The organism is Mesorhizobium sp. ESP-6-2, assembly GCF_020164675.1.
Taxonomy (GTDB): domain Bacteria; phylum Pseudomonadota; class Alphaproteobacteria; order Rhizobiales; family Rhizobiaceae; genus Mesorhizobium.
Genome location: NZ_JAIUGT010000005.1, coordinates 68,452 through 88,866, shown reverse-complemented (window position 1 = coordinate 88,866; position 20,415 = coordinate 68,452). Strand labels below are relative to the sequence as shown.

Here is a 20,415-nt window from a genome sequence, read left to right as displayed (position 1 = left end):
CTTACGGACTCGTGCTATTGAGCCATTGCAGTGCCGCGCGCCGCTTCAGACGCAAGGGGCGCTGCACTTTTGGATTTTGCGCATGATCCTTTCCGAAAATCGATTCTGATTTTTCGGCGTCATGCGCCAGGCCGGTCCAGCGAAATTGCCGGACCGGGAGCGGGGCGCAGGCGCGAATGGCGGACCAGGGCGCAGACGAGAAGGGTATGGCGCAAGCGCTTGCCGCGCGGCTGTGGAACAGCCGATGGCTGCTCGTCGCCGGTCTTGTCGCGGTCATGGCGGTTTATGCCTTTGCGGGCATTTCCGCCTATGTGCTGCTGCCGGCGCTGGCTTTGCTGCTGGTGGCGGCGATGATACCGGCTGGAGCCACGCGCCAGCCCGGCGAAAGCGGCGCGGCGATCGAGGCCATCGGCCTGCAACGCCTGTCCGGCGAATATCTGGCGGCGGCCGTCGCCGACCCCTTGATCATCTTCGACCATGCCGCGGCCATCGTTCATGCCAACGCCGCCGCCTTCGCCGCCTTCGGCGGCATCGCGCCTGGCGTATCGCTGTCGCTGAAATTCCGGGCGCCGGAAATGCAGGCTCTTCTGGACGGCGTGCTGTCGGGCGAGGTCGCGTCGGATGTCATCGACTACACCGAGAGGCTGCCGGTCGAGCGGACGTACCGGGTCAGTGCCTCCTCGGTCGGTCACGGCACCGATCTCTATGTAATGGTGTTCAAGGACCAGAGCGAAGCGCGCCGCATCGACCGCATGCGCGCAGATTTCATCGCCAATGCCAGCCACGAATTGCGCACGCCGCTCGCCTCGATATCCGGTTTCATCGAAACGCTGCGCGGGCCGGCCCGCAACGATCCGGCGGCGCGCGAGCAGTTCCTGCAGATCATGCAGAACCAGACCGGCCGCATGGCACGCCTGATCGATGACCTTTTGTCGCTGTCGCGGCTGGAGATGAAGCCTTATCTGCGGCCGGGGACGGAGGTCGATCTGCGCCAGACCGTCGACAGCGTTATCGATTCGCTGGCCCCGCTGGCGCGCGAAAACGGCGTCGTCATCGAGCGGGATTTCGCCGGCGGCCCTCTCGAAGTGCCGGGCGACCGCGACGAACTGTTCCAGGTCTTCGAGAACCTTCTGGAAAACGCCTGCAAATATGGGCAGTCGGGCGGCCGCGTGGTGGTGTCGATCGCGCGCCGCGACCCCGAGGGCGAAGCGGGCATCGACGTGACGATCAGGGATTTTGGCCCCGGCATTCCCGAGGAGCACATTCCGCGCATCACGGAACGCTTCTATCGCGTCGACGTCGAGAGCAGTCGAACCCAGAAGGGCACAGGCCTTGGCCTGTCGATCGTCAAGCATATCCTGACGCGCCACAACGCCAGGCTCTCGATCAAGTCCGAAGTCGGCAAGGGTGCCGCCTTCTCGGTTCATTTGCCGGCGGCCTGAGCCGCCCTAGTTTTCAGGGTGCCATTTCTTTTTTCTGTCATCCGGTTAGCGTATCAGCGGGGATTCGAGGAAACGACTCAAAATCAGATCATCCGTGGGAAGGCATTCGGTCATGCAGTCCGTGCACATAGTCAGCGCCTATGACGAGGAGCTGAAAGATCTGTCGAAGCGCATCGCCGCCATGGGCGGACATGCCGAACGCATGGTCGAACAGGCGATCTCCGCTCTGGTCAACGCCGATCCCGGCCTTGCCCAGAAGGTGATCCGCGACGACGCCGTCCTCGACGAAGGCCAGCGCGAAATCGACGACAGGGCAATCATCATCATCGCCAGGCGCCAGCCGATGGCGACGGACTTGCGCGAGATCGTCGGCGCAATCCGCATCTCGGCCGATCTCGAGCGGGTCGGCGATCTTGGCAAGAATGTCGCCAAGCGTGTGGTGGCGGTTGCCGACGGGCGCCAGCCGACCAGCCTGTTCCGCGGCCTCGAAGCCTTGGCCGACCTGGCGTTGACCCAACTCAAGGAAGTGCTCGACGTCTACGCCTCGCGCTCGGTCGAAAGGATCGGCTTCGTACGTGACCGCGACGACCAGATCGACGCCATGTACACGTCGCTGTTTCGCGAATTGCTGACCTACATGATGGAAGATCCGCGCAACATCACGCCTTGCACGCATCTGCTGTTCTGCGCCAAGAACATCGAACGCATCGGTGATCATGCCACCAACATTGCCGAGACGATCTACTATATCGTCACCGGCGACCAGATGCCGAGCGAGCGGCCGAAGGGCGACAAGACGGACAAGATCGGCCTTTCCGCAACGCAGCCGGTCAAGTGAACGCACTTTCTCTCGAACGCTTGGTCGTATTGCGCTAGACTATCCCCAGGCAAGCCTGCTGTTCCCCAGGGAAGGCAGTGCTTCGGGAGGCTGCGATGGAATATGTCCGGGATTTCAAGCCCGCGCCGCCGACATCGGCCGTCATCGCCTCCAGCGTCTACACAGCCGGGCGCCGCATCGCCGACATCCCGATCGAGGAAGCCGGCGAGTGGGCCAGGAAAGCGGGCCACGTCGTATGGATCGGGCTGCTTGAACCCGATCGCGAGCTCTTGTTGCGCGTCCAGGCTCAATTTCATCTGCATGAGCTAGCAATCGAGGATGCGGAGCATCCGCACCAGCGGCCGAAGATCGAGCAGTATGGCGATGCGCTGTTCATCGTCGCCCGCACCGCGCAGCTGATCGAGGGCCGCGTCACCTTCGGCGAGACGCATCTGTTCGTGGGCAGCGGCTACATCGTCAGCGTCAGGCACGGCCCTTCGACATCCTATGCTGCGGTGCGCCAGCACTGGGAAAGCTGCCCGCATTCACTGGCCAAGGGCGAGGATTTCGTCCTCTATGCCATTCTCGATTTCATCGTCGACAACTACATGCCGGTGCTCGAGCAGATCGAGGATGAGGTCGAGGCGATCGAGGACCGGGTCCTGCTGAAGCCGATGAGCGGCCCCGATATCGAACGCCTTTATATGCTGCGCCGCGATCTGTTGCGGCTGCGCAATGCCGCACTGCCGCTGGTGGAGGTCTGCCGACGGCTGACCAGCGCCGACCTGCCGCAGATCCATTCAGCCATGCACCCGCTGTTTCGCGACGTGACCGACCATATCCGCACCGTCCAGGAAAAGATCGACAGCTTGCGAGAAGTGCTGGCCTTCGCCTTCGAGGCGAGCCTGCTGGTGGGCCAGAGCCAGGAAACGGCGATCTCGAAAAAGCTCGCCTCATGGGCGGCAATCCTGGCTGTGCCGACAGCCTTCGCGGGCATATACGGCATGAATTTCAGCGACATGCCGGAACTGAAAATGGAATGTGGCTACCCGATGGTGCTGCTGGCGATCGCGCTGATCTGCAGCTTCCTCTACTGGCGGTTTCGCAAGAATGGATGGCTGTGAGAGTAGGGCAGTAGGGCAGTAGGGCAGTAGGGCAGTAGGGCAGTAGGGCAGTAGGTTAAGAGAACGCTCGGGAGCGGAAATTCAAAACATACTGCCCTACTGCCCTACTGCCTTAGCCCCTTATCGATTGCGCCTCCGCTCCGCGGCCGGCTGGAACGCCACGCGGGCATGGTATTTACAATAGGGGCCGGTTTCGGCGGCTTCGTTGCCGCAGAAATTGAAGTCCTCCGACAGCGGATCGCCGTTCGGCCATTTGCAGGTGCGCTCGGTGAGTTCGGTGAGCTGGAGGTGCCGCGAGATCGGCACCACCACATTCTCGACCGGCCGGATATAGTGGCGGGCCACCGGCTCGGCATCGAACTGCGCCTGCAGCGCCGTTGCTCCGATCGACGTCGTGACGTGGCGGGTCGCACTCGCGGCGCGCGGCACCGATTTCTGCGCGCCCGACCCTTGCGCCGTCTTCTTCTGGCGTGCCGGCGCCGCCGTGGCGCGCCCGCGGCCCGACAATTTCAGCCGGTGCACCTTGCCGATGACGGCATTGCGGCTGACCCCTCCAAGCTGGGCAGCAATCTGGCTTGCGCTCAGACCCTCCGACCACAGTTTTCTCAAGAGTTCGACCCGCTCGTCAGTCCAATTCATGACCGCGCTCCTGCTAAGCGTACGGCAATCAGAATCCCTTCCCGGCCCAGCACCACTGCTGGGGCAGACACCACATATATCTGGTGATTAGGTCCGCCGCACGAAATCTAGTTATTTCCCGACTACAACTACCTTATGCGCTGACTCGGTGACAAGAGTCCGAAGTGCAACACGAATCGGTTTTTTCGGTTTTCCCCAACTTGCCAGCTCACTTATGAGCCGGCGTCCCGTCGGGAGGCTTGCCGCGCGCCACTACGCGACGTTTTCGTTGACTTCATGGCTGAAAAACCCGATAAGCCGCAAAGGCCGCCGCTTTGGCGGCTTTTTTGATTTTCCGGTTCCGGAGACGCATATAATGAGCGGTTCGGCGCTTTTCGAGACCTTTGCTCGCGCACCCCTGGCCTTCGACCATGGGGAAGGCACCTGGCTGGTTACCGACAAGGGCGAGCGATATCTCGATTTTGCCGGCGGCATAGCCGTCAATTCGCTGGGCCACGGCCATCCGCATCTGGTTGCGGCGCTCACCGAGCAGGCTGCCAAGCTCTGGCACGTCTCCAATCTCTACGAGATCCCGGGGCAGAGCCGACTTGGCGAGCGGCTGGCCGACGCCACCTTCGCCGACAAGGTGTTCTTCACCAATTCGGGCGCCGAGGCGCTGGAATGCGCGATAAAGACGGCGCGGCGCTACCATTTCGTCAAGGGGCATCCCGAGCGCTTCCGCGTCATCACTTTCGAAGGCGCCTTCCATGGCCGCACGCTGGCGACCATCGCCGCCGGCGGCCAGTACAAATATCTCGAAGGTTTCGGCCCCAAGGTCGAGGGTTTCGATCAGGTCGGCTTCGACGATATCGACGCCGCCGAAAAGGCGATCACGCCGGAGACCGCGGCGATCCTGATCGAACCGGTGCAGGGCGAGGGCGGTATCCGCCCGGTGCCGACACAATCGCTGAAGCGGCTGCGGCAGCTCTGCGACCAGCACGGCCTGCTGTTGATCTACGATGAAGTCCAGTGCGGCATCGGCCGCACCGGCAAGCTGTTCGCTCATGAATGGTCGGGGGTCGCTCCAGACATCATGGCCATCGCCAAAGGCATTGGCGGTGGCTTCCCGATGGGCGCCTGCCTTGCCACCGACGAGGCGGCTGTCGGCATGACCGCGGGTGTCCACGGCACTACGTTCGGCGGCAACCCGCTGGCCATGGCGGTCGGCAATGCCGTGCTCGACGTGGTGCTGGAGGAGGGCTTCCTGGCGGATGTGCAGCGCAAGGCGCTGTTGTTGAAGCAAGGGCTGGCAGGGGTGGCCGACGAATTCCCCGAGGTCATCGAGGGCATCAGGGGCACGGGGCTGATGCTGGGCCTCAAATGCGCCATGCCCAACGGCAAGGTGAACATGGCGCTGCGCGACCAGCATCTGCTCGCGGTTCCGGCTGGCGACAACGTCATTCGCCTGCTGCCGCCGCTCACCGTCACGGACAGCGAGATCCATGAAGCGCTCGAGCGCATTCGCGCCGGCGCCAAGACCCTGTCCGAGGCCATCGCCGCTGAAGCCGCGAAGTAATTCGAAAGCTCCTGATGTCACTTCGTCATTTCACCGACCTCTCCGCCGTTTCCGAAGGCGACCTGCGCTCCATGCTGACCGACGCAGTGGAGCGCAAGGCGCGCCTCAAGGCGGGCGAGCGGTCGAAACCGCTCGAAGGCAAGGTGCTGGCGATGATCTTCGACAAGCCGTCGACGCGCACGCGCGTCTCCTTCGATGTCGGCATGCGTCAGCTTGGCGGCGAGACCATCATGCTGACCGGCACCGAGATGCAGCTCGGCCGCTCCGAGACCATCGCCGACACAGCCAAGGTTCTGTCGCGCTATGTCGATGCCATAATGATCCGCACCACCTCGCATGAGCGGCTGCTGGAGCTGACCGAGAATGCGACCATCCCGGTGATCAACGGGCTCACCGACGATACCCATCCTTGCCAGCTGATGGCCGACATCATGACCTTCGAGGAGCATCGCGGTCCGGTCGCCGGCAAGACCATCGCCTGGACTGGCGACGGCAACAACGTGCTGCATTCGCTGCTGGAAGCCTCGGCGCGGTTCCGCTTCAACCTCAACGTCGCGGTGCCCGAAGGCAGCGAGCCGGCGCAGAAGCACGTCGACTGGTCAACCGCACATGGCGGCAAGCTCTCCTTTACCCGCTCGCCAGAGGAAGCCGTCGACCAGGCCGACTGCGTCGTCACCGACTGCTGGGTGTCGATGGGCCAGGAGCACCGCGCCCGCGGCCACAACGTGTTTTCGCCCTACCAGGTCAACGCCAAGCTGATGGCCAAGGCAAAGCCCGACGCGCTGTTCATGCACTGCCTGCCGGCGCATCGCGGCGAGGAAGTGACCGATGAGGTCATCGACGGTCCGCATTCGGTGGTCTTCGACGAGGCCGAGAACCGGCTCCACGCCCAGAAGGCCGTGCTTGCCTGGTGTCTTGGGGCCTGAAGTGGACTTGAAGTGTCTTGGCGCTCGACGTGCCGGGGAACTTGATCTCCGGAGGCGCGATGCCTATCTGCGCGGCATCACGCAAATCAAGCGCGTTTAGACGCATGCTCCCCAAAGGGCGGCATGGCCGCGCCCTGGAGCTTTGTCATGCTGGAAACCCATCAAGTGGCTGAACATCACCCCAAACTCGGCGAATTCGGTTACGCTGGCGATGATCACGTCGTGCCCTTCGAGGTCGGTCCGCTCGATGTGCGCGGCCGCACCGTGCAGCTCGGGCCGATGCTCGATGCGATCCTTGGCCGCCATGACTATCCCGAGCCGGTTGCCCGGCTGCTGGCGGAAGCCTGTGTGCTGACGGTGCTGCTAGGCACCTCGCTCAAGTTCGAGGGCAAGTTCATCCTGCAGACCCGCACCGACGGGCCTGTCGACATGCTGGTCGCGGATTTTTCCACGCCCTCGGCGCTGCGTGCCTATGCGCGCTTCGATGCCGACCGGCTGGAGGCGCTGATTGCGGCCGGCGAGACCTCGCAGCAAACGCTGCTCGGCAACGGTGTGCTGGCGCTGACCATCGACCAAGGTGCCCACACGCAGCGCTACCAGGGCATCGTCCAGCTCGACGGCGAGACCCTGGAAGAGGCCGCGCGCACCTATTTCCGCCAGTCGGAGCAGATCCCGACCGATCTCCGGCTTTCCGTCGCCAAGCTTTTGACGCCCGGCCCCGGCGGCGCGCGCGAGCAGTGGCGGGCGGGCGGCATCCTGGCGCAGTTCCTGCCGCAGGCCTCCGAGCGCATGCGCGTTCCTGACCTGCCCGGCAGGGATGGCGATCCGCGCGAGGAGATCCACGATCCCACAGACAATTCCTGGCAGGAATTGCTGGCGCTGCTCGGCACCATCGAGCCGACCGAACTGATCGATCCGACCATCGGCGCCGAGCGGCTGCTCTATCGTCTGTTCCACGAGCATGGCGTGCGCGTCTTCGGCGGCGTTCCCGTCGCCGATCAGTGCTCATGCTCCCGCGACAAGATCCGCGGCATCCTCGAGGGCTTCTCCGCGCAGGAGATCAAGGACAGCACCGAGGACGGCGGCATCCACGTCGCCTGCGAGTTCTGTTCGACGCAATATGACTTCGACCCGGCCGAGTTTGCGGCGCAGTGAAGTGCTTCGTTCTCCTCGTCACTATACGGGGAGAAGGTGCCGGCAGGCGGATGAGGGGCAGCGCTGAGTTCGGCGTTAGGGCAGTCTTCATTCGGTGCGCGAGATAGATCTCCAGAGTCGGCGCCGCCCCTCATTGTCCTGCCGGACATTTCTCCCCCGTATAGTGACGGGGAGAAAGAGGCTGTCGCCGCCGCTTTCGCTAATTCACCGTTCGCCTCGTCCCTGGCAGATCCAGCGAAAACGCGGGGATAGCGATGTCGAATGTCTCGCCCCGCTCGTTGCGCATGGTGTAGTGGCCGACCATGATCCCCGACGGCGTCGAGAGCGGACAGCCCGACGTGTATTGGTAGCTGTCGCCGGGATTGAGTTCGGGCTGATCGCCGACCACGCCGGCGCCTCGCACTTCCTCGACCCGGCCGGCGCCGTCGGTTATGTGCCAATAGCGCGATAACAGCTGCACGAATTCGTCGGACTGGTTGTCGATCGTTATCTGGTAGCCCCAGACGTAGCGGTTTTCCGTAGGATCCGAGCGGTCCTCGAGATAGAACGGCCTGACCTGCACTTCGATGTTGCGCGTGACGGCGCGGTACATGAGCGGCTCCAAAACAAATCCGGTGTGGAACATTCGGCGCTCTTTGCGGTTCGATCAACCGTGCGCGTCCGAGTTGCCACCTCGAGGGGGCAAGTGCCGACAAACAATGTCATTTGAGTGACACATGACAATGATGGTGTGCACCAGCAATGCCGGGCGACTCGGGCGCTCTGTCGAACTGTCGAAAACGGCCGCCAGGCGGGCCGGTTTTTCTGGAGTGACCGGATATCGATGGAACTCGCTCTCATAACCGGCTCGCTTTCGATCGCTCTCATCGCCTCAAATCTCGCCAGCATCCTGCTCGCCTGTTCGCGCCTGAAACGGCGCGCCGCCATCGCGCCGCCGGCCGGCAAGCCGCTGCCTGTGTCGATCGTCATCCCGGCGCGCGGCGTCGAGCCGTTTACCCATGAGACGCTTGAGCGCGCTTTCTCGCTCGACTGGCCGCGCTACGAACTGATCTTCTGTGTCGCCCATGCCGACGACCCCGCGGTCAAGCCGATCCGCGCCGCCATCGCCCGCTTTCCAGCCGTGCCGGCCCGCCTGCTTACCGGCGACGACCGCATCAGCGCCAACCCGAAACTGAACAATTGCGTCAAGGGCTGGGAGGCTGCGCGCCACGACTGGGTCATTCTCGCCGATTCCAACGTGCTGATGCCGAAAGACTACGTCCAGCACCTGATGGCGGCATGGCGGCGGGACACCGGCCTGGTTTGCTCGACGCCGATCGGTTCGCGGCCCGACGGCTTCTGGGCAGAAGTCGAATGCGCCTTCCTCAACACGCTGCAGGCGCGCTGGCAATATGCCGGCGAGGCGCTTGGCCTCGGCTTTGCCCAGGGCAAGAGCATGTTGTGGAACAAGCAGATGCTCGACGCCAATGGCGGCATCCGTGCGCTCGCCGCCGAGATCGCGGAGGATGCCGCGTCGACCAAACTGGTCAACAGGCTGGGCCTGCGCGTCAATCTCGTCGCTTCGCCTTTCGAGCAGCCGCTCGGGCAGCGCATGCCGGGCGAGATCTGGTCGCGCCAGGCCCGCTGGGCGCGCCTGCGCCGCGTCACCTTTCCGCTGTTCTTCGCACCCGAGATCCTGACCGGCGTGGCGGCTCCGCTCGTGCTGGCGCTGATCGCCGCAGCCAGCGCCGGCGTCAGCCTGCCCATGACAGCGCTCTGCGTGCTGGCGCTCGCCTACCTGCCGGAATGCATGCTCGCCTCGGCAAAGGGCTGGTATCTGTCGCCGCGCATCGTCACCGCGATGATCGCACGAGACCTGATGTTGCCCGCCATCTGGGCGCGCGGCTGGCTGGGTCGTGCGGTCGACTGGCGCGGCAACGCCATGACCATCGGCACCAAGGCGGCTGAACTGGAAGAGACGCCATCGCGCGCCTGATCGACGCGGACGACGATGCCTCGACCGGCCTTATTTGGCGGCCTCAAGCGCCTGCGCGATGTCTTCCAGCAGATCGTCGGTATCCTCCAGCCCGACCGACAGCCTGAGCGTGCCGGGTCCGATGCCGAGCTCGGCGCGCGCTTCGTCGCTGAGGTTCTTGTGCGTCGTCGTCGCCGGATGGGTGATCAGGCTTTTGGCGTCGCCGAGATTGTTCGAGATCAGGACGATGTCGAGCGCGTTCTGCAGGGCGAAGGCACCCTGCTTGCCGCCCTTGACGTCAAAGCAGATCAGGGTGGAGCCGCCCGACATCTGCTTCTTGACGATATCGGCCTGCGGATGGTCGGCGCGGCCGGGATAGATGACGCGGGCGATCTCCGGCTGCTCGGCCAGGAAATCGGCGATCTTGCCGGCGCTCTCCGTCTGCTGGCGCACGCGCAGCGGCAGCGTTTCCAGGCCCTTCAGCAGCGTCCAGGCGTTGAACGGCGACAGGCTGGGGCCGGTATGGCGGAAATAATCGTGCAGGTTTTCGTCGATCCATTTCTTGTCCGACAGGATGACGCCGCCGAGACAACGGCCCTGGCCATCGATGTGCTTGGTCGCCGAATAGACCACGACATGCGCGCCGAGCTGCAACGGCTTCTGCTGCAGCGGCGTGGCGAAGACATTGTCCACGACCAGCCGCGCGCCGATCGAATTGGCAAGCGAAGCGACGGCTGATATGTCCACCACCTCAAGCGTCGGGTTGGTCGGGCTTTCCAGGAAAAACAGCTTGGTGTTGGGCCGAACCGCCTTTTCCCAGTTGGCAATGTCGGTGCCGTCGACCAGCGTCGCCTCGATGCCGTAACGCGGCGCCAGCGTCTCGACCACCCAGCGGCAGGAGCCGAACAGGGCGCGCGCCGCAACGATATGATCGCCGGCCTTGACGCTGCACAGGAGGGCTGCCGTCACCGCCGCCATGCCGGACGCGGTGGCGCGCGCGTCCTCGGCGCCTTCGAGCGCGCACATGCGCTTCTCGAACATGTCGACGGTCGGATTGGCATAGCGTGAATAGATGAAGCCCGGTTCCTCGCCCTTGAAGCGGGCTTCGGCGGCTTGGGCCGTCTCATAGACATAGCCCTGGGTCAGGTATATCGCCTCGGAAGTTTCACCGAAGCCGGAACGCAGGGTCCCGCCATGCACGAGTGCGGTCTGAGGCTTCCAGTTGCGCGTCTTGCTCGTCATCGTCCTATCCAAACACAAAAAAACCGGCCGCGAAAAAGTCGCAACCGGTCCATACGGCCTTGCGGCCCGACGGTCCTTTAGCGACTTGTTTAACGTGGCTGCAAGCCGACCGGCCAAATCACCACGGGATAACGACCCTTTAGACCCGCGCCACGCTTGCGTCAATTGCCGGCTTCATTAAGAGACTTGTACCAGCAGAGCGGAGCCAGACTTTGCGGCAGACAGGAATTCTTCCCGATCAGGACATTGCGGCGCTGTTCCAGTCCGGCGCGCTGAAGTCGTCGCGTGCGCTCGACGCCGACCAGATCCAGCCGGCCAGCCTTGATCTGAGGCTCGGCCAAAAGGCGTGGCGGGTGCGCGCGTCCTTCCTGCCGGGTCCCAACCACAAGGTCAGTGAAAAACTCGACCGGCTGAAGCTGCACGAGATCAGCCTGGCCGACGGCGCCGTTTTGGAAACCGGCTGCGTCTACATCGTGCCCCTGCTCGAAAGCCTGGCGCTGCCGGCGGAAATTTCGGCGTCCGCCAATCCCAAGAGCTCGACCGGGCGGCTCGATATCTTCACCCGCGTGATGACCGATCGCGGCCACGAGTTCGACAAGATCGCCGCCGGCTATCATGGTCCGCTCTATCTCGAAGTCAGTCCACGCACCTTCCCGATCGTCGTGCGCGCCGGCTCGCGCCTTTCGCAGATACGCTTCCGCACCGGCAATGCGCTGCTCTCGGAAGCAGAGTTGCATCAATTGCACCGGGCCGAAATGCTGGTCGCCACCGAACCGCCGAACATTTCCGGCGGCGGCATCGCATTGTCGATCGATCTCAACGGCGACAGTGACGGGCTGGTCGGCTATCGCGGCAAGCACCATACCGGCCTCGTCGATGTCGACAAGCGCGCGGCGCAGGAGATCGTCGACTTCTGGGAGCCGATCCACAAGAGCGGCGCCGGCGAGCTGGTGCTCGATCCGGACGAGTTCTACATCCTCGTCAGCCAGGAAGCGGTGCATGTGCCGCCGCTCTACGCGGCCGAAATGACGCCCTTCGATCCACTGGTGGGCGAGTTCCGTGTCCACTATGCCGGCTTCTTCGATCCGGGCTTCGGCCATTCGGCGGCCGGCGGCACCGGCAGCCGCGCCGTGCTCGAAGTGCGCAGCCATGAGGTGCCGTTCATCCTCGATCATGGCCAGATCGTCGGCCGGCTGGTCTACGAGCATATGCTGAAGCGGCCGCAGGCGCTTTACGGCACCGAGCTCGGCTCGAACTACCAGGCGCAGGGCCTGAAGCTGTCCAAGCACTTTCGCGCCGCGCCCTGAACGCTCATCACCGTCAGGCAAGATACTTGCCTGCGCCGGCTCGCCATGCTTGGCTGCCTCGCCGGCCGCCGACGTGGCGGCGCTCAAGGGGAATGAAAATGCAGATTTCGAAATGGATCATATCGGCGGCGGCCGCCGCCATGCTGACGCTTGGTGCTGGCGCCCTGTCGGCGCATGCGGCGGAGAAAATCAAGATCGGCACCGAGGGCGCCTATCCGCCGTTCAACACCATCACGCCCGACGGCAAGGTCGAGGGCTTCGACATCGACATCGCCAACGCCTTGTGCGCGCAGATGAAGGTCGAATGCGAGATCGTCACCCAGGACTGGGACGGCATCATCCCGGCGCTGCAGGCCAAGAAATTCGACGCCATCATCGCTTCGATGAGCATCACCGAGGAGCGCAAGAAGCAGGTCGCGTTCACCCACAAATACTATACGACGCCGCTGTCGCTCGTCGCCCTCAAGGACAGCGACATCGCCTCGACCGAATCGGCGGCACTCGCCGGCAAGACGGTCGGCGCCCAGGCGGCGACCACGCAGGCTAACTACGCCCAGGACGTCTATGGCAAGGCCGGCGCCGAAGCGAAGCTCTATCCGACCCAGGAAGAGGCAATCACAGATCTCCAGAACGGCCGCCTCGATGCCGTCCTTTCCGACAAGTTCGTGCTGATGGACTGGATGAAGAAGGCGAGCGACGGTTGCTGCAAGATGGTCGGCGACGTCAAGGGCACCGAGACCGAAGCCGGCATTGCCGTGCGTCTCGAGGATACGGCGCTGCGCGACAAGCTCAACGCAGCCATCGACGCCATCGTCGCCGACGGCACCTACAAGAAGATCCAGGACAAGTATTTCGATTTCGATATTTATTGAGATCTGAGACGCTTCTTACCTTCTCCCCTTGTGGGAGAAGGCGGCCTCGCGAAGCGAGGTCGGATGAGGGGTGTTCCAGGGAACGCCAACGCCTCACTCCGGCCAGCACCCCTCAACCGTCTCGGCGCTGCGCGCTGGTCCACTGCCCTGGGGCGAGCCACGGGTCTCGCCCCTCCCTTCGGACCCCACAGGGGAGAAGGAAGTGATGTCCACCCTCACAGCGCCTTCACCGCCACCTTCACCGGCTGCTCGATTTCGAGCGGATTGCGCAGCGGCAGGCCGAAATCGCCGGCCTCGATCTCGAACACGTCGCCGGCCTCGGTCTTGATTCCGTCGGCGAAGGACAGGGTCGCGGTGCCGAACATGTGCACATGCACGTCGCCCGGCTGGCGGAAAGCCGAATATTTGAAATGGTGGTGTTCGAGATTGGCGATGGTGTGCGACATGTTCGCTTCGCCCGACAGGAACGGCTTTTCCCACATCAGCTTGCTGTCGCGCCAGATGCGTGAGGAGCCCCTGATGTCGGCGGGCAGGTCGCCGACTAGGATCTCCGGTCCGAAGGAGGCGTTGCGCAGCTTGGAATGGGCGAGGAAGAGGTAGTTCACGCGTTCGGTCACATGGTCGGAGAATTCGTTCGACAGCGTGAAGCCGACCCGGAACGGCGCGCCGTCGTCGCCGATGACATAGATGCCGGCCACCTCGGGCTCCTCGCCGGCGTCCTTGGCGAAGGCCGGCGACATCAACGCGGCACCCGGCGCCACGGCCATCGTGCCGTTGCCCTTGTAGAACCATTCTGGCTGCACCCCGATCTGGCCTTTCGCGGGTTTGCCGCCTTCCAGCCCCATGCGGAACATCTTCATGGAATCGGTGAGCTGCTCCTCGCCGTCGGTGCTGAGCTTCTTGTGCATGGAATCGCGCGTCGCTGCCGAGCCGAGATGCGTTAGCCCCGTGCCGGTCAGATGCAGATGCGCCGGATCGGGATGATTGATCGGCGACAGCAGCCGCCCCTTCTTGTAGGCGGCGTCGAGATCGACGGTCTCGCCGAGCCCCTTGCGTTCGATCAGCGCGGCAAGGCCGACGCCGGTACGAGCGGCTTCCATCGCCAGCGAATAGACGCTGCGCGCGCCGTTGATGATCCGGGTCTTGCCGCCCGTGCGGGCAACGACACGGATGGTCTCGGCGTCGTCGAGAATCTGCGAGATCAGCATGATCAGTCCTCTCTCATATGTCTTGGCATGGCTGCCTTCTGGCAAACCCTGACCTGCGCGGCTCGGACTGGCCGTGCCACGGGTTGAACTCTTCGTCCGGATTGCGCTCGCGAGCCCGGTCCCTGAAGGACTTCTTCAAGCCGGCGAATTGCCGGCAGCGCCGCGACCGTATGCCTCCTGCTTGCCTCGCCTGAAATCTGTTCAGGCCTTGTTCTTGTTGTAGACGTCGAAGATAACGGCGCCGAGCAGCACCAGGCCCTTGACCACTTGCTGCCAGTCGACATTGACGCCCATGATCGACATGCCGTTGTTCATCACGCCCATGATGAAGCCGCCGACCACCGCGCCGATGACCTGACCGACGCCGCCCATCGCCGAGGCGCCGCCGATGAACACCGCGGCGATGACGTCGAGCTCGCTGCCGAGGCCTGCCGCCGGCACGGCCTGGCCAAGGCGCGCCGCGATGATCAGGCCGCCAAGCGCCGACAGCACGCCCATATTGACGAACACGTAAAGCGTCAGGCGCTCGGTCTTGATGCCCGACAACTGCGCGGCCTTGGCATTGCCGCCCATCGCATAGATGCGACGGCCGATCGTCATGCGCTTGGTGACGAAGACGAACAGCGAGATCAGCAAGCCCATGACGAGCAGCACCACCGGCAGGCCTCGATAGCTGGCGAACTGGTAGACCAGGAACAGCGCCAGCGCGCTGCCGACCAGCGTCTTGATGACGAACAGGGTAAAGGGCTCGGCCTCATAGCCGTGGCGTTCGCGTTTGCGTCGCGTCCGCAGCCCGAAATAGGCATAGGCCAGCACGGCGATCAGGCCCAGCACGATCGTCGTCATGTGCAACGTCAGACCGCTGCCCATAATCGTCTTGCCGGCTGCATTCACCGTTGGCGGGATCAGCGTCAGCGGTCCGATGACATCTGGAATGAAGCCGGAGCTGAGCGCCTTGAACTCGGGCGGCAGCGGTCCGACCGAAGATCCGCCGCCGAGCAGCGCCTGGCAGATGCCGCGGAAGATCAGCATGCCGGCCAGCGTCACGATGAAGCTCGGTATTCGGTGATAGGCGATCCAGTAGCCTTGCGCCGCGCCGATCAGCCCGCCCACGATCAGGCAGACGATGGAAACCACCAGCGGGTTACTGAATATGCCGAGAGGCCAGATCACCATCATCATCGCCGCCAGCGCGCCGATGAAGCCGGCCACGGACCCCACGCTGAGGTCGATATGGCCCGATACGATGACCAGCAGCATGCCGAGCGCCATCACGATGATGAAGGAGTTCTGCTGCACCAGATTGCTCAGGTTCACCGGCTTGAACAGCGTTCCCGAGGTGGTGAACTGGAAGAACACCATGATGGCGATCAGCGCCAGGATCAGGCCGTATTCGCGCAGGTTCGTCGCCAGCGCCGATACGGCGATGCGCGGACGCTGCCCTACATCTTCGGCGACGTTGCTTTGCGGGGCGGGGGCGCTTTCCGTGCTCATGCTGCTTTTCCTTCTCCCCGAACGATGGCGCGCATTATTCTTTCTTGGCTTGCGTCCGCCGCGGGCATTTCGCCGACGATGCGGCCTTCGTTCATGACATAGATGCGGTCGGTGATGCCGAGCAGTTCTGGCATTTCCGACGAGATGACCACGATCGCCTTACCTTCGGCGGCGAGGCGCGCGATGATCGTATAGATTTCATATTTGGCGCCGACATCGATGCCGCGCGTCGGCTCGTCCAGGATCAGCACTTCCGGGTCGGCGAACAGCCATTTCGACAGCACCACCTTCTGCTGGTTGCCGCCGGAAAGATTGCCGGTCATCTGATAGACGCTGGAAGCGCGGATGTTGGTCTGCTTGCGATAGTCGTTGGCGACCGCAAGCTCGCGCAAATCGTCGATCACGCTGTGGCGCGACACGCCGCCGAGATTGGCCAGCGTAATGTTGTGCTTGATGTGGTCGATGAGATTGAGGCCGTAGGTCTTGCGATCCTCGGTCACATAGGCAATGCCGTGTTCGACCGCCCTGCTCACCGAGGAGACGTCGATCGGTTTACCCTTGAGCAGCACCTCGCCGGTGATGCGGCGCCCATAGGAGCGGCCGAACAGGCTCATGGCGAATTCGGTTCGCCCGGCGCCCATCAGCCCGGCAATGCCGACCACCTCGCCCTTGCGCACATTGATGTCGATGCCCTTGATCACCTGCCGCTCGGCATGGAGCGGGTGATAGACCGACCAGTTCTTCACCTCGAACACGACCTCGCCGATATCAGGCTCGCGCGGCGGATAGCGGTCGTCTAGCGAACGGCCGACCATCGAGGTGATGATGCGGTCTTCCGAAATGTCCTTCCTGGACAGCGTCTCGATGGTTCGCCCGTCGCGGATGACGGTCACCTTGTCGGCGACCCGGTTCACCTCGTTGAGCTTGTGCGAGATCAGGATCGAGGTCATGCCTTGCCGCTTGAATTCGAGCAGAAGGTCGAGCAGCGCCTGGCTGTCCTTTTCGCTGAGCGACGCCGTCGGCTCGTCGAGGATCAGGAGCTTGACCTCCTTGCTCAGCGCCTTGGCGATCTCGACCAGCTGCTGCTTGCCGACACCGATATTGGTGATCAGCGTCTTGGGGTCCTCCTTGAGGCCCACCTTCTTCAGCAGGGCGCTGGTGCGGGCCTCATTGGCGTTCCAGTCGATGATGCCGTATCGGGCGTGTTCGTTGCCCAGGAAGATGTTTTCGGCGATCGACAGCATCGGCACCAGCGCAAGCTCCTGGTGGATGATGACGATGCCCTTGCGTTCGCTGTCATGAATGCCTTTGAACTGGCATTCCTGGCCCTGAAAGATGATCTGGCCGTCATAGGTGCCGGAGGGATAGACGCCCGACAGCACCTTCATCAGCGTCGATTTGCCGGCGCCGTTCTCGCCGACCACGGCGTGGATCTCGCCTTCCTCGACCCGAAGGTTGACGTTCGACAGCGCCTTGACGCCGGGAAACGTCTTGGTGATGTCCTGCATCTCCAAAATCGTCGAGGCCATGATAAAAGTGCTCCTGCGAGACCCGCAACAATACCGGGGTCGCTGGTGAACGAAAAGGGGCCCTGCGTTGCGCAGGACCCCTGGTTATGCAACCGAATTTACTTCAGTTCGTCGGCCTTGATGTAGCCGGAGTCGACGACCAGAGCCTGGTAGTTCGACTTGTCGACCTCATGCGGCGTCAGCAGGATCGAGGGAACGACCTTGACGTCGTTGTTGTAGGTCTTGGTGTCGAGGCCTTCCGGCTTGCCGCCCGAGAGCACCTTGTCGACGAGCTCGACGGTGGCCTTGGCCAGTTCGCGGGTGTCCTTGAACACGGTCGAGTACTGCTCGCCCGAGATGATCAGCTTGACCGAGGCGGTCTCGGCGTCCTGGCCGGTCACGATCGGCCACGGCTGGGCTTCCGTGCCGTAACCGACGGCGCGCAGCGAGGCGGTGATGCCGCGCGACAGGCCGTCATAGGGCGACAGAACGCCGTCGACGCGGCTGCCGTCCGAGTAGTTGGCCGACAGCAGATTGTCCATGCGCGCCTGGGCGGTGGCGGCGAGCCAGCGCAGCGTGCCGACCTTGTCCATGCCGGTCTGGCCGGACTTGATCTTGATCGAACCGTCGTCGATCAGCGGCTGCAGGACGGAAATCGCGCCATTGTAGAAGAAGAAGGCGTTGTTGTCGTCGGGTGAGCCGCCGAACAGTTCGACGTTCCACGGCTTGGTATTCGGGAAGCGCTCCTTGAGGCCCTTGACCAGCGAATTCGCCTGGATCACGCCGACGCCGAAATTGTCGAAAGTGGTGTAGTAGTCGACATTAGGCGTCTTCTTGATCAGGCGGTCATAGGCGACGACGACGACGCCGGCGTCAGCGGCCTTCTGCAGCGCATCCGACAGGGTGGTGCCGTCGATCGAGGCGATGATCAGCGCCTTCGGACCCTTGGTGATTTCGTTTTCCAGCTGGCTGAGCTGGTTGGGGATGTCGTCCTGCGCATATTGCAGGTCGACCGTATAGCCCAAAGCTTCGAGCTGGGACTTGACGGCGTCGCCGTCGTTGATCCAGCGCTGCGAGGTCTTGGTGGGCATCAGCACGCCGACGAGACCCTTGTCGGCGGCGTGCGCCGAATAGGTCATGGCAGCGATGCCAAGGGCCGCGACGGCGGCCAGCGTCTTGATGATCTTCACAATTACTCTCCCTGGTTGATGGACGCGACACCTCGGGGCTTCGCGGGCCGCGCAGGCGAGCAGGAGCGCAAGCGCCGCTGTCGTCTATCGATCTCCGGTATCCTCCCAATCGGCCCTGGGACTGATTTCAATCGACACGATTTTCCTCGTCATCGACTGGCACGCCCCAGGACGCGCGAAGGGTGTGTCCCTTTGCCATAACTGTCAAATGCGATCTTTGATGATTGCTATACCGAAACTGGTATACGTTGACGCTGAACTCAAGGGCATTGGGAGCGTAGGGAAATCCATGGCAACGTTGCGCAATCCTGGCGGGATTTCAGAAGGTTACGAGGTGCTCCCCGGTGACGGCGAGACCCTGCTGCGCAGCGGCCTCAGCCTGCGCCATATGCGCATGATCGTAGCACTGGACGATCACGGCCGGGTCAGCTCCGCCGCCCAGGTCATGAATATCTCACAGCCGGCGGCCTCGCGCATGATCGCCGAGATGGAAGCCGTGCTGGACGTCACGCTCTGCGAAAGGCTGCCGCGCGGCGTCACCTTGACGCCCTATGGCAAGGCGTTGGCCAGGCGCGCGCGCTCCATCCTTTTGGAGATGCGCGAGGTCGATCGCGAGATCTCCGAACTCAAGGCGGGCAAGGGCGGCTCGGTGTTCCTTGGTGCGGTGACGGCGCCCGCGATCGAGCTCGCGGTGCCGGCGATCCGCGAAATCCGCCGCATCTACCCGCGCATCGAGATCACCATGCAGGTCGAGACCTCCAACGTGCTGGCGCGCGAGTTGATCGCATCGCGCCATGACTTCATCATCGCGCGCATCCCCGACGATCTCAACCCGCGGCTGTTCGAGTCCCGTGTGATCGGCGTCGAGAAAGCCTGCCTGATCGTGCGCCGGGGCCATCCGCTGACCGAGGGCAAGGCGGTGCGGTTGGAGGAGACCGCGGCCTATGACTGGGTTTTCCAGTCCGGCGGCTCGCCGCTGCGCCAGGCCATGGAGAGCAATTTCCTGAACCGCAACATCGCGCTGCCGGACCGCATCCTCAACACCAGCTCGCTGCTCCTGACCCTGGTCATGGTCGCGCACTCCGACGCCATCGCGCCGGTCTCGGTCCAGGTGGCGAAATTCATCCAGAATCCCGAAGGGCTGGCCGGCGCCATCGATGTCGTCCAGACAGAATTCGACATCGAGGTCCGGCCTTACAGCCTGATCACGGTGAAGAACCGCGCGCTGTCGCCGGCGGCGAAGATGCTGCATGACTTCATCCTGCGCGAGGTTGGGTGACCGGAACAAAAACCAGGTAAGTGCGTTCAAACGCCAGTCGGCGTTGGCGCCGGAGCTCGTTTTGAGCCGGGGAACGATACGCCGATGGCAAACAACTCGGGAGATTTTGATGGAACGTCGGTTGTTTCTTACTGGAATGCTTGGCGTCGCGGGGGCAGTTGCTTTTGCAGGCCTGGCCAGGCCCGGCAGAGCAGTTGCCGGGGTCCCGAACGGCAACGGAATCCTTGACGAGCTCGACAAGGACGACCTCGACAGGGCGGATGCGGCCGTCTTCGAAGGAGACGATCAAGCCGAGGTGGAGCAGATCTCGCATCGCCGGTGGCATCGTCCCTATGGACGGCGTAGGCGTCGCCGCGTCTGGCGCAGGGTCTGCCGCAGCTATTGGCGTCGCGGCCGCCGTCGTGTCCGCTGCTGGCGCAGGCGCGTCTGGGTCTGGCTCTGAAGCCATGCCGGGAAAACGGCTTGAGCGGTTTTCCCGGAATTGCGCACGAACACGATAGTTGAAGCGGCTTGGCAAGGGCGCAAGCCCCTTGCACCACAAGCTGGAGCGGGTAGCGGGAATCGAACCCGCGCGTTCAGCTTGGGAAGCTGACAGGCTACCATTACATCATACCCGCGCAGCAGGTTCGTTACCATGAGGGCTGGCCATCGGGCAATCGCAAAGCGGCTTACTTTCCACACGGTACCGTCCCCGCGACCAGCG

17 protein-coding genes, 1 tRNA gene and 1 riboswitch are annotated in these 20,415 nt (G+C 63.4%); of the genes, 10 read left to right on the top strand and 8 right to left on the bottom strand.

From position 1 onward, the window contains the following. The first annotated feature begins 176 nt into the window (after positions 1 to 176). The 3 genes from LB532_RS15350 to LB532_RS15340 all read left to right on the top strand — a co-directional run bounded on the left by LB532_RS15350 (position 177) and on the right by LB532_RS15340 (position 3,383). Positions 177 to 1,442: a sensor histidine kinase gene (locus LB532_RS15350; protein WP_140639922.1), complete on the top strand. Its 1,266-nt coding sequence runs from the start codon at positions 177 to 179 to the stop codon at positions 1,440 to 1,442. A 112-nt stretch (positions 1,443 to 1,554) separates the two neighbouring features. Continuing rightward, entirely contained in the window at positions 1,555 to 2,280 is a 726-nt protein-coding gene (gene phoU / locus LB532_RS15345; protein ID WP_140513249.1) for a phosphate signaling complex protein PhoU, read from the top strand. A gap of 95 nt (positions 2,281 to 2,375) precedes the next feature. Further along, positions 2,376 to 3,383 (top strand): magnesium and cobalt transport protein CorA, encoded by a 1,008-nt coding sequence (locus LB532_RS15340; protein ID WP_140639921.1) that lies wholly within the window; start codon positions 2,376 to 2,378, stop codon positions 3,381 to 3,383. A gap of 120 nt (positions 3,384 to 3,503) precedes the next feature. Here the strand turns inward: LB532_RS15340 and LB532_RS15335 are convergent, their stop codons facing one another. Continuing rightward, complete coding sequence (locus tag LB532_RS15335) at positions 3,504 to 4,022, bottom strand: GcrA family cell cycle regulator (protein WP_140639920.1); 519 nt, start codon at positions 4,020 to 4,022, stop codon at positions 3,504 to 3,506. Between the two features lie 355 nt (positions 4,023 to 4,377). On the opposite strand from LB532_RS15335, the gene LB532_RS15330 reads away from it, so the two are divergent. The 3 genes from LB532_RS15330 (at position 4,378) to LB532_RS15320 (ending at position 7,658) form a co-directional block, all read left to right on the top strand. Further along, positions 4,378 to 5,577 (top strand): aspartate aminotransferase family protein, encoded by a 1,200-nt coding sequence (locus tag LB532_RS15330; RefSeq protein WP_140639919.1) that lies wholly within the window; start codon positions 4,378 to 4,380, stop codon positions 5,575 to 5,577. A gap of 14 nt (positions 5,578 to 5,591) precedes the next feature. Beyond that, a complete protein-coding gene (gene argF, locus LB532_RS15325; RefSeq protein ID WP_140580389.1) occupies positions 5,592 to 6,503 on the top strand; it encodes an ornithine carbamoyltransferase in 912 nt (303 codons plus the stop codon). A gap of 123 nt (positions 6,504 to 6,626) precedes the next feature. Continuing rightward, positions 6,627 to 7,658, top strand: coding sequence for an Hsp33 family molecular chaperone (locus tag LB532_RS15320; RefSeq protein WP_140639918.1), 1,032 nt, complete (start codon positions 6,627 to 6,629; stop codon positions 7,656 to 7,658). Positions 7,659 to 7,857: 199 nt separating this feature from the next. Here the strand turns inward: LB532_RS15320 and apaG are convergent, their stop codons facing one another. Continuing rightward, positions 7,858 to 8,250 (bottom strand): Co2+/Mg2+ efflux protein ApaG, encoded by a 393-nt coding sequence (apaG, locus tag LB532_RS15315; protein WP_140639917.1) that lies wholly within the window; start codon positions 8,248 to 8,250, stop codon positions 7,858 to 7,860. Positions 8,251 to 8,481: 231 nt separating this feature from the next. Between apaG and LB532_RS15310 the strand changes: the two genes are divergently transcribed. Further along, positions 8,482 to 9,633, top strand: a complete 1,152-nt coding sequence (locus LB532_RS15310; protein WP_140639916.1) for a ceramide glucosyltransferase — start codon at positions 8,482 to 8,484, stop codon at positions 9,631 to 9,633. 30 nt (positions 9,634 to 9,663) lie between these two features. Here the strand turns inward: LB532_RS15310 and LB532_RS15305 are convergent, their stop codons facing one another. Then, a complete protein-coding gene (locus tag LB532_RS15305; RefSeq protein ID WP_140639915.1) occupies positions 9,664 to 10,854 on the bottom strand; it encodes an O-succinylhomoserine sulfhydrylase in 1,191 nt (396 codons plus the stop codon). A 57-nt stretch (positions 10,855 to 10,911) separates the two neighbouring features. Then, positions 10,912 to 10,989: riboswitch (SAM riboswitch) on the bottom strand. Between the two features lie 77 nt (positions 10,990 to 11,066). On the opposite strand from LB532_RS15305, the gene LB532_RS15300 reads away from it, so the two are divergent. Further along, positions 11,067 to 12,161, top strand: a complete 1,095-nt coding sequence (locus tag LB532_RS15300; RefSeq protein ID WP_140639914.1) for a 2'-deoxycytidine 5'-triphosphate deaminase — start codon at positions 11,067 to 11,069, stop codon at positions 12,159 to 12,161. 98 nt (positions 12,162 to 12,259) lie between these two features. Continuing rightward, on the top strand, positions 12,260 to 13,033 hold the full coding sequence (locus LB532_RS15295; RefSeq protein ID WP_140639913.1) for an ABC transporter substrate-binding protein: 774 nt from the start codon (positions 12,260 to 12,262) through the stop codon (positions 13,031 to 13,033). Positions 13,034 to 13,248: 215 nt separating this feature from the next. Here LB532_RS15295 and araD1 read toward each other — a convergent pair whose 3' ends face one another. From araD1 to chvE, 4 genes are all read right to left on the bottom strand, one after another. After that, complete coding sequence (araD1, locus tag LB532_RS15290) at positions 13,249 to 14,241, bottom strand: AraD1 family protein (protein ID WP_140639912.1); 993 nt, start codon at positions 14,239 to 14,241, stop codon at positions 13,249 to 13,251. Positions 14,242 to 14,442: 201 nt separating this feature from the next. After that, complete coding sequence (mmsB, locus tag LB532_RS15285) at positions 14,443 to 15,735, bottom strand: multiple monosaccharide ABC transporter permease (RefSeq protein ID WP_140496616.1); 1,293 nt, start codon at positions 15,733 to 15,735, stop codon at positions 14,443 to 14,445. After that, positions 15,732 to 17,339, bottom strand: a complete 1,608-nt coding sequence (gene mmsA, locus LB532_RS15280; protein WP_411908882.1) for a multiple monosaccharide ABC transporter ATP-binding protein — start codon at positions 17,337 to 17,339, stop codon at positions 15,732 to 15,734. Before mmsA ends, mmsB begins: the two co-directional genes overlap by 4 nt. 23 nt (positions 17,340 to 17,362) lie before the next feature. Then, positions 17,363 to 18,433, bottom strand: a complete 1,071-nt coding sequence (gene chvE / locus LB532_RS15275) for a multiple monosaccharide ABC transporter substrate-binding protein (RefSeq protein WP_140496611.1) — start codon at positions 18,431 to 18,433, stop codon at positions 17,363 to 17,365. A gap of 289 nt (positions 18,434 to 18,722) precedes the next feature. Between chvE and LB532_RS15270 the strand changes: the two genes are divergently transcribed. Next, entirely contained in the window at positions 18,723 to 19,712 is a 990-nt protein-coding gene (locus LB532_RS15270; RefSeq protein WP_140513261.1) for a LysR family transcriptional regulator, read from the top strand. Positions 19,713 to 20,255: 543 nt separating this feature from the next. Here the strand turns inward: LB532_RS15270 and LB532_RS15265 are convergent. Next, positions 20,256 to 20,329: transfer RNA gene (locus LB532_RS15265), tRNA-Gly, on the bottom strand. Between the last annotated feature and the right edge of the window lie 86 nt (positions 20,330 to 20,415).

Excerpts from the sequence above, each read along its gene's own strand:
- LB532_RS15350 (WP_140639922.1), top strand. The coding sequence starts at position 177 with ATGGCGGACCAGGGCGCAGACGAGAAGGGTATGGCGCAAGCGCTTGCC.
- phoU (WP_140513249.1), top strand. The coding sequence starts at position 1,555 with ATGCAGTCCGTGCACATAGTCAGCGCCTATGACGAGGAGCTGAAAGAT.
- LB532_RS15340 (WP_140639921.1), top strand. The coding sequence starts at position 2,376 with ATGGAATATGTCCGGGATTTCAAGCCCGCGCCGCCGACATCGGCCGTC.
- LB532_RS15335 (WP_140639920.1), bottom strand. The coding sequence starts at position 4,022 with ATGAATTGGACTGACGAGCGGGTCGAACTCTTGAGAAAACTGTGGTCG.
- LB532_RS15330 (WP_140639919.1), top strand. The coding sequence starts at position 4,378 with ATGAGCGGTTCGGCGCTTTTCGAGACCTTTGCTCGCGCACCCCTGGCC.
- argF (WP_140580389.1), top strand. The coding sequence starts at position 5,592 with ATGTCACTTCGTCATTTCACCGACCTCTCCGCCGTTTCCGAAGGCGAC.
- LB532_RS15320 (WP_140639918.1), top strand. The coding sequence starts at position 6,627 with ATGGCCGCGCCCTGGAGCTTTGTCATGCTGGAAACCCATCAAGTGGCT.
- apaG (WP_140639917.1), bottom strand. The coding sequence starts at position 8,250 with ATGTACCGCGCCGTCACGCGCAACATCGAAGTGCAGGTCAGGCCGTTC.
- LB532_RS15310 (WP_140639916.1), top strand. The coding sequence starts at position 8,482 with ATGGAACTCGCTCTCATAACCGGCTCGCTTTCGATCGCTCTCATCGCC.
- LB532_RS15305 (WP_140639915.1), bottom strand. The coding sequence starts at position 10,854 with ATGACGAGCAAGACGCGCAACTGGAAGCCTCAGACCGCACTCGTGCAT.
- LB532_RS15295 (WP_140639913.1), top strand. The coding sequence starts at position 12,260 with ATGCAGATTTCGAAATGGATCATATCGGCGGCGGCCGCCGCCATGCTG.
- araD1 (WP_140639912.1), bottom strand. The coding sequence starts at position 14,241 with ATGCTGATCTCGCAGATTCTCGACGACGCCGAGACCATCCGTGTCGTT.
- mmsB (WP_140496616.1), bottom strand. The coding sequence starts at position 15,735 with ATGAGCACGGAAAGCGCCCCCGCCCCGCAAAGCAACGTCGCCGAAGAT.
- LB532_RS15270 (WP_140513261.1), top strand. The coding sequence starts at position 18,723 with ATGGCAACGTTGCGCAATCCTGGCGGGATTTCAGAAGGTTACGAGGTG.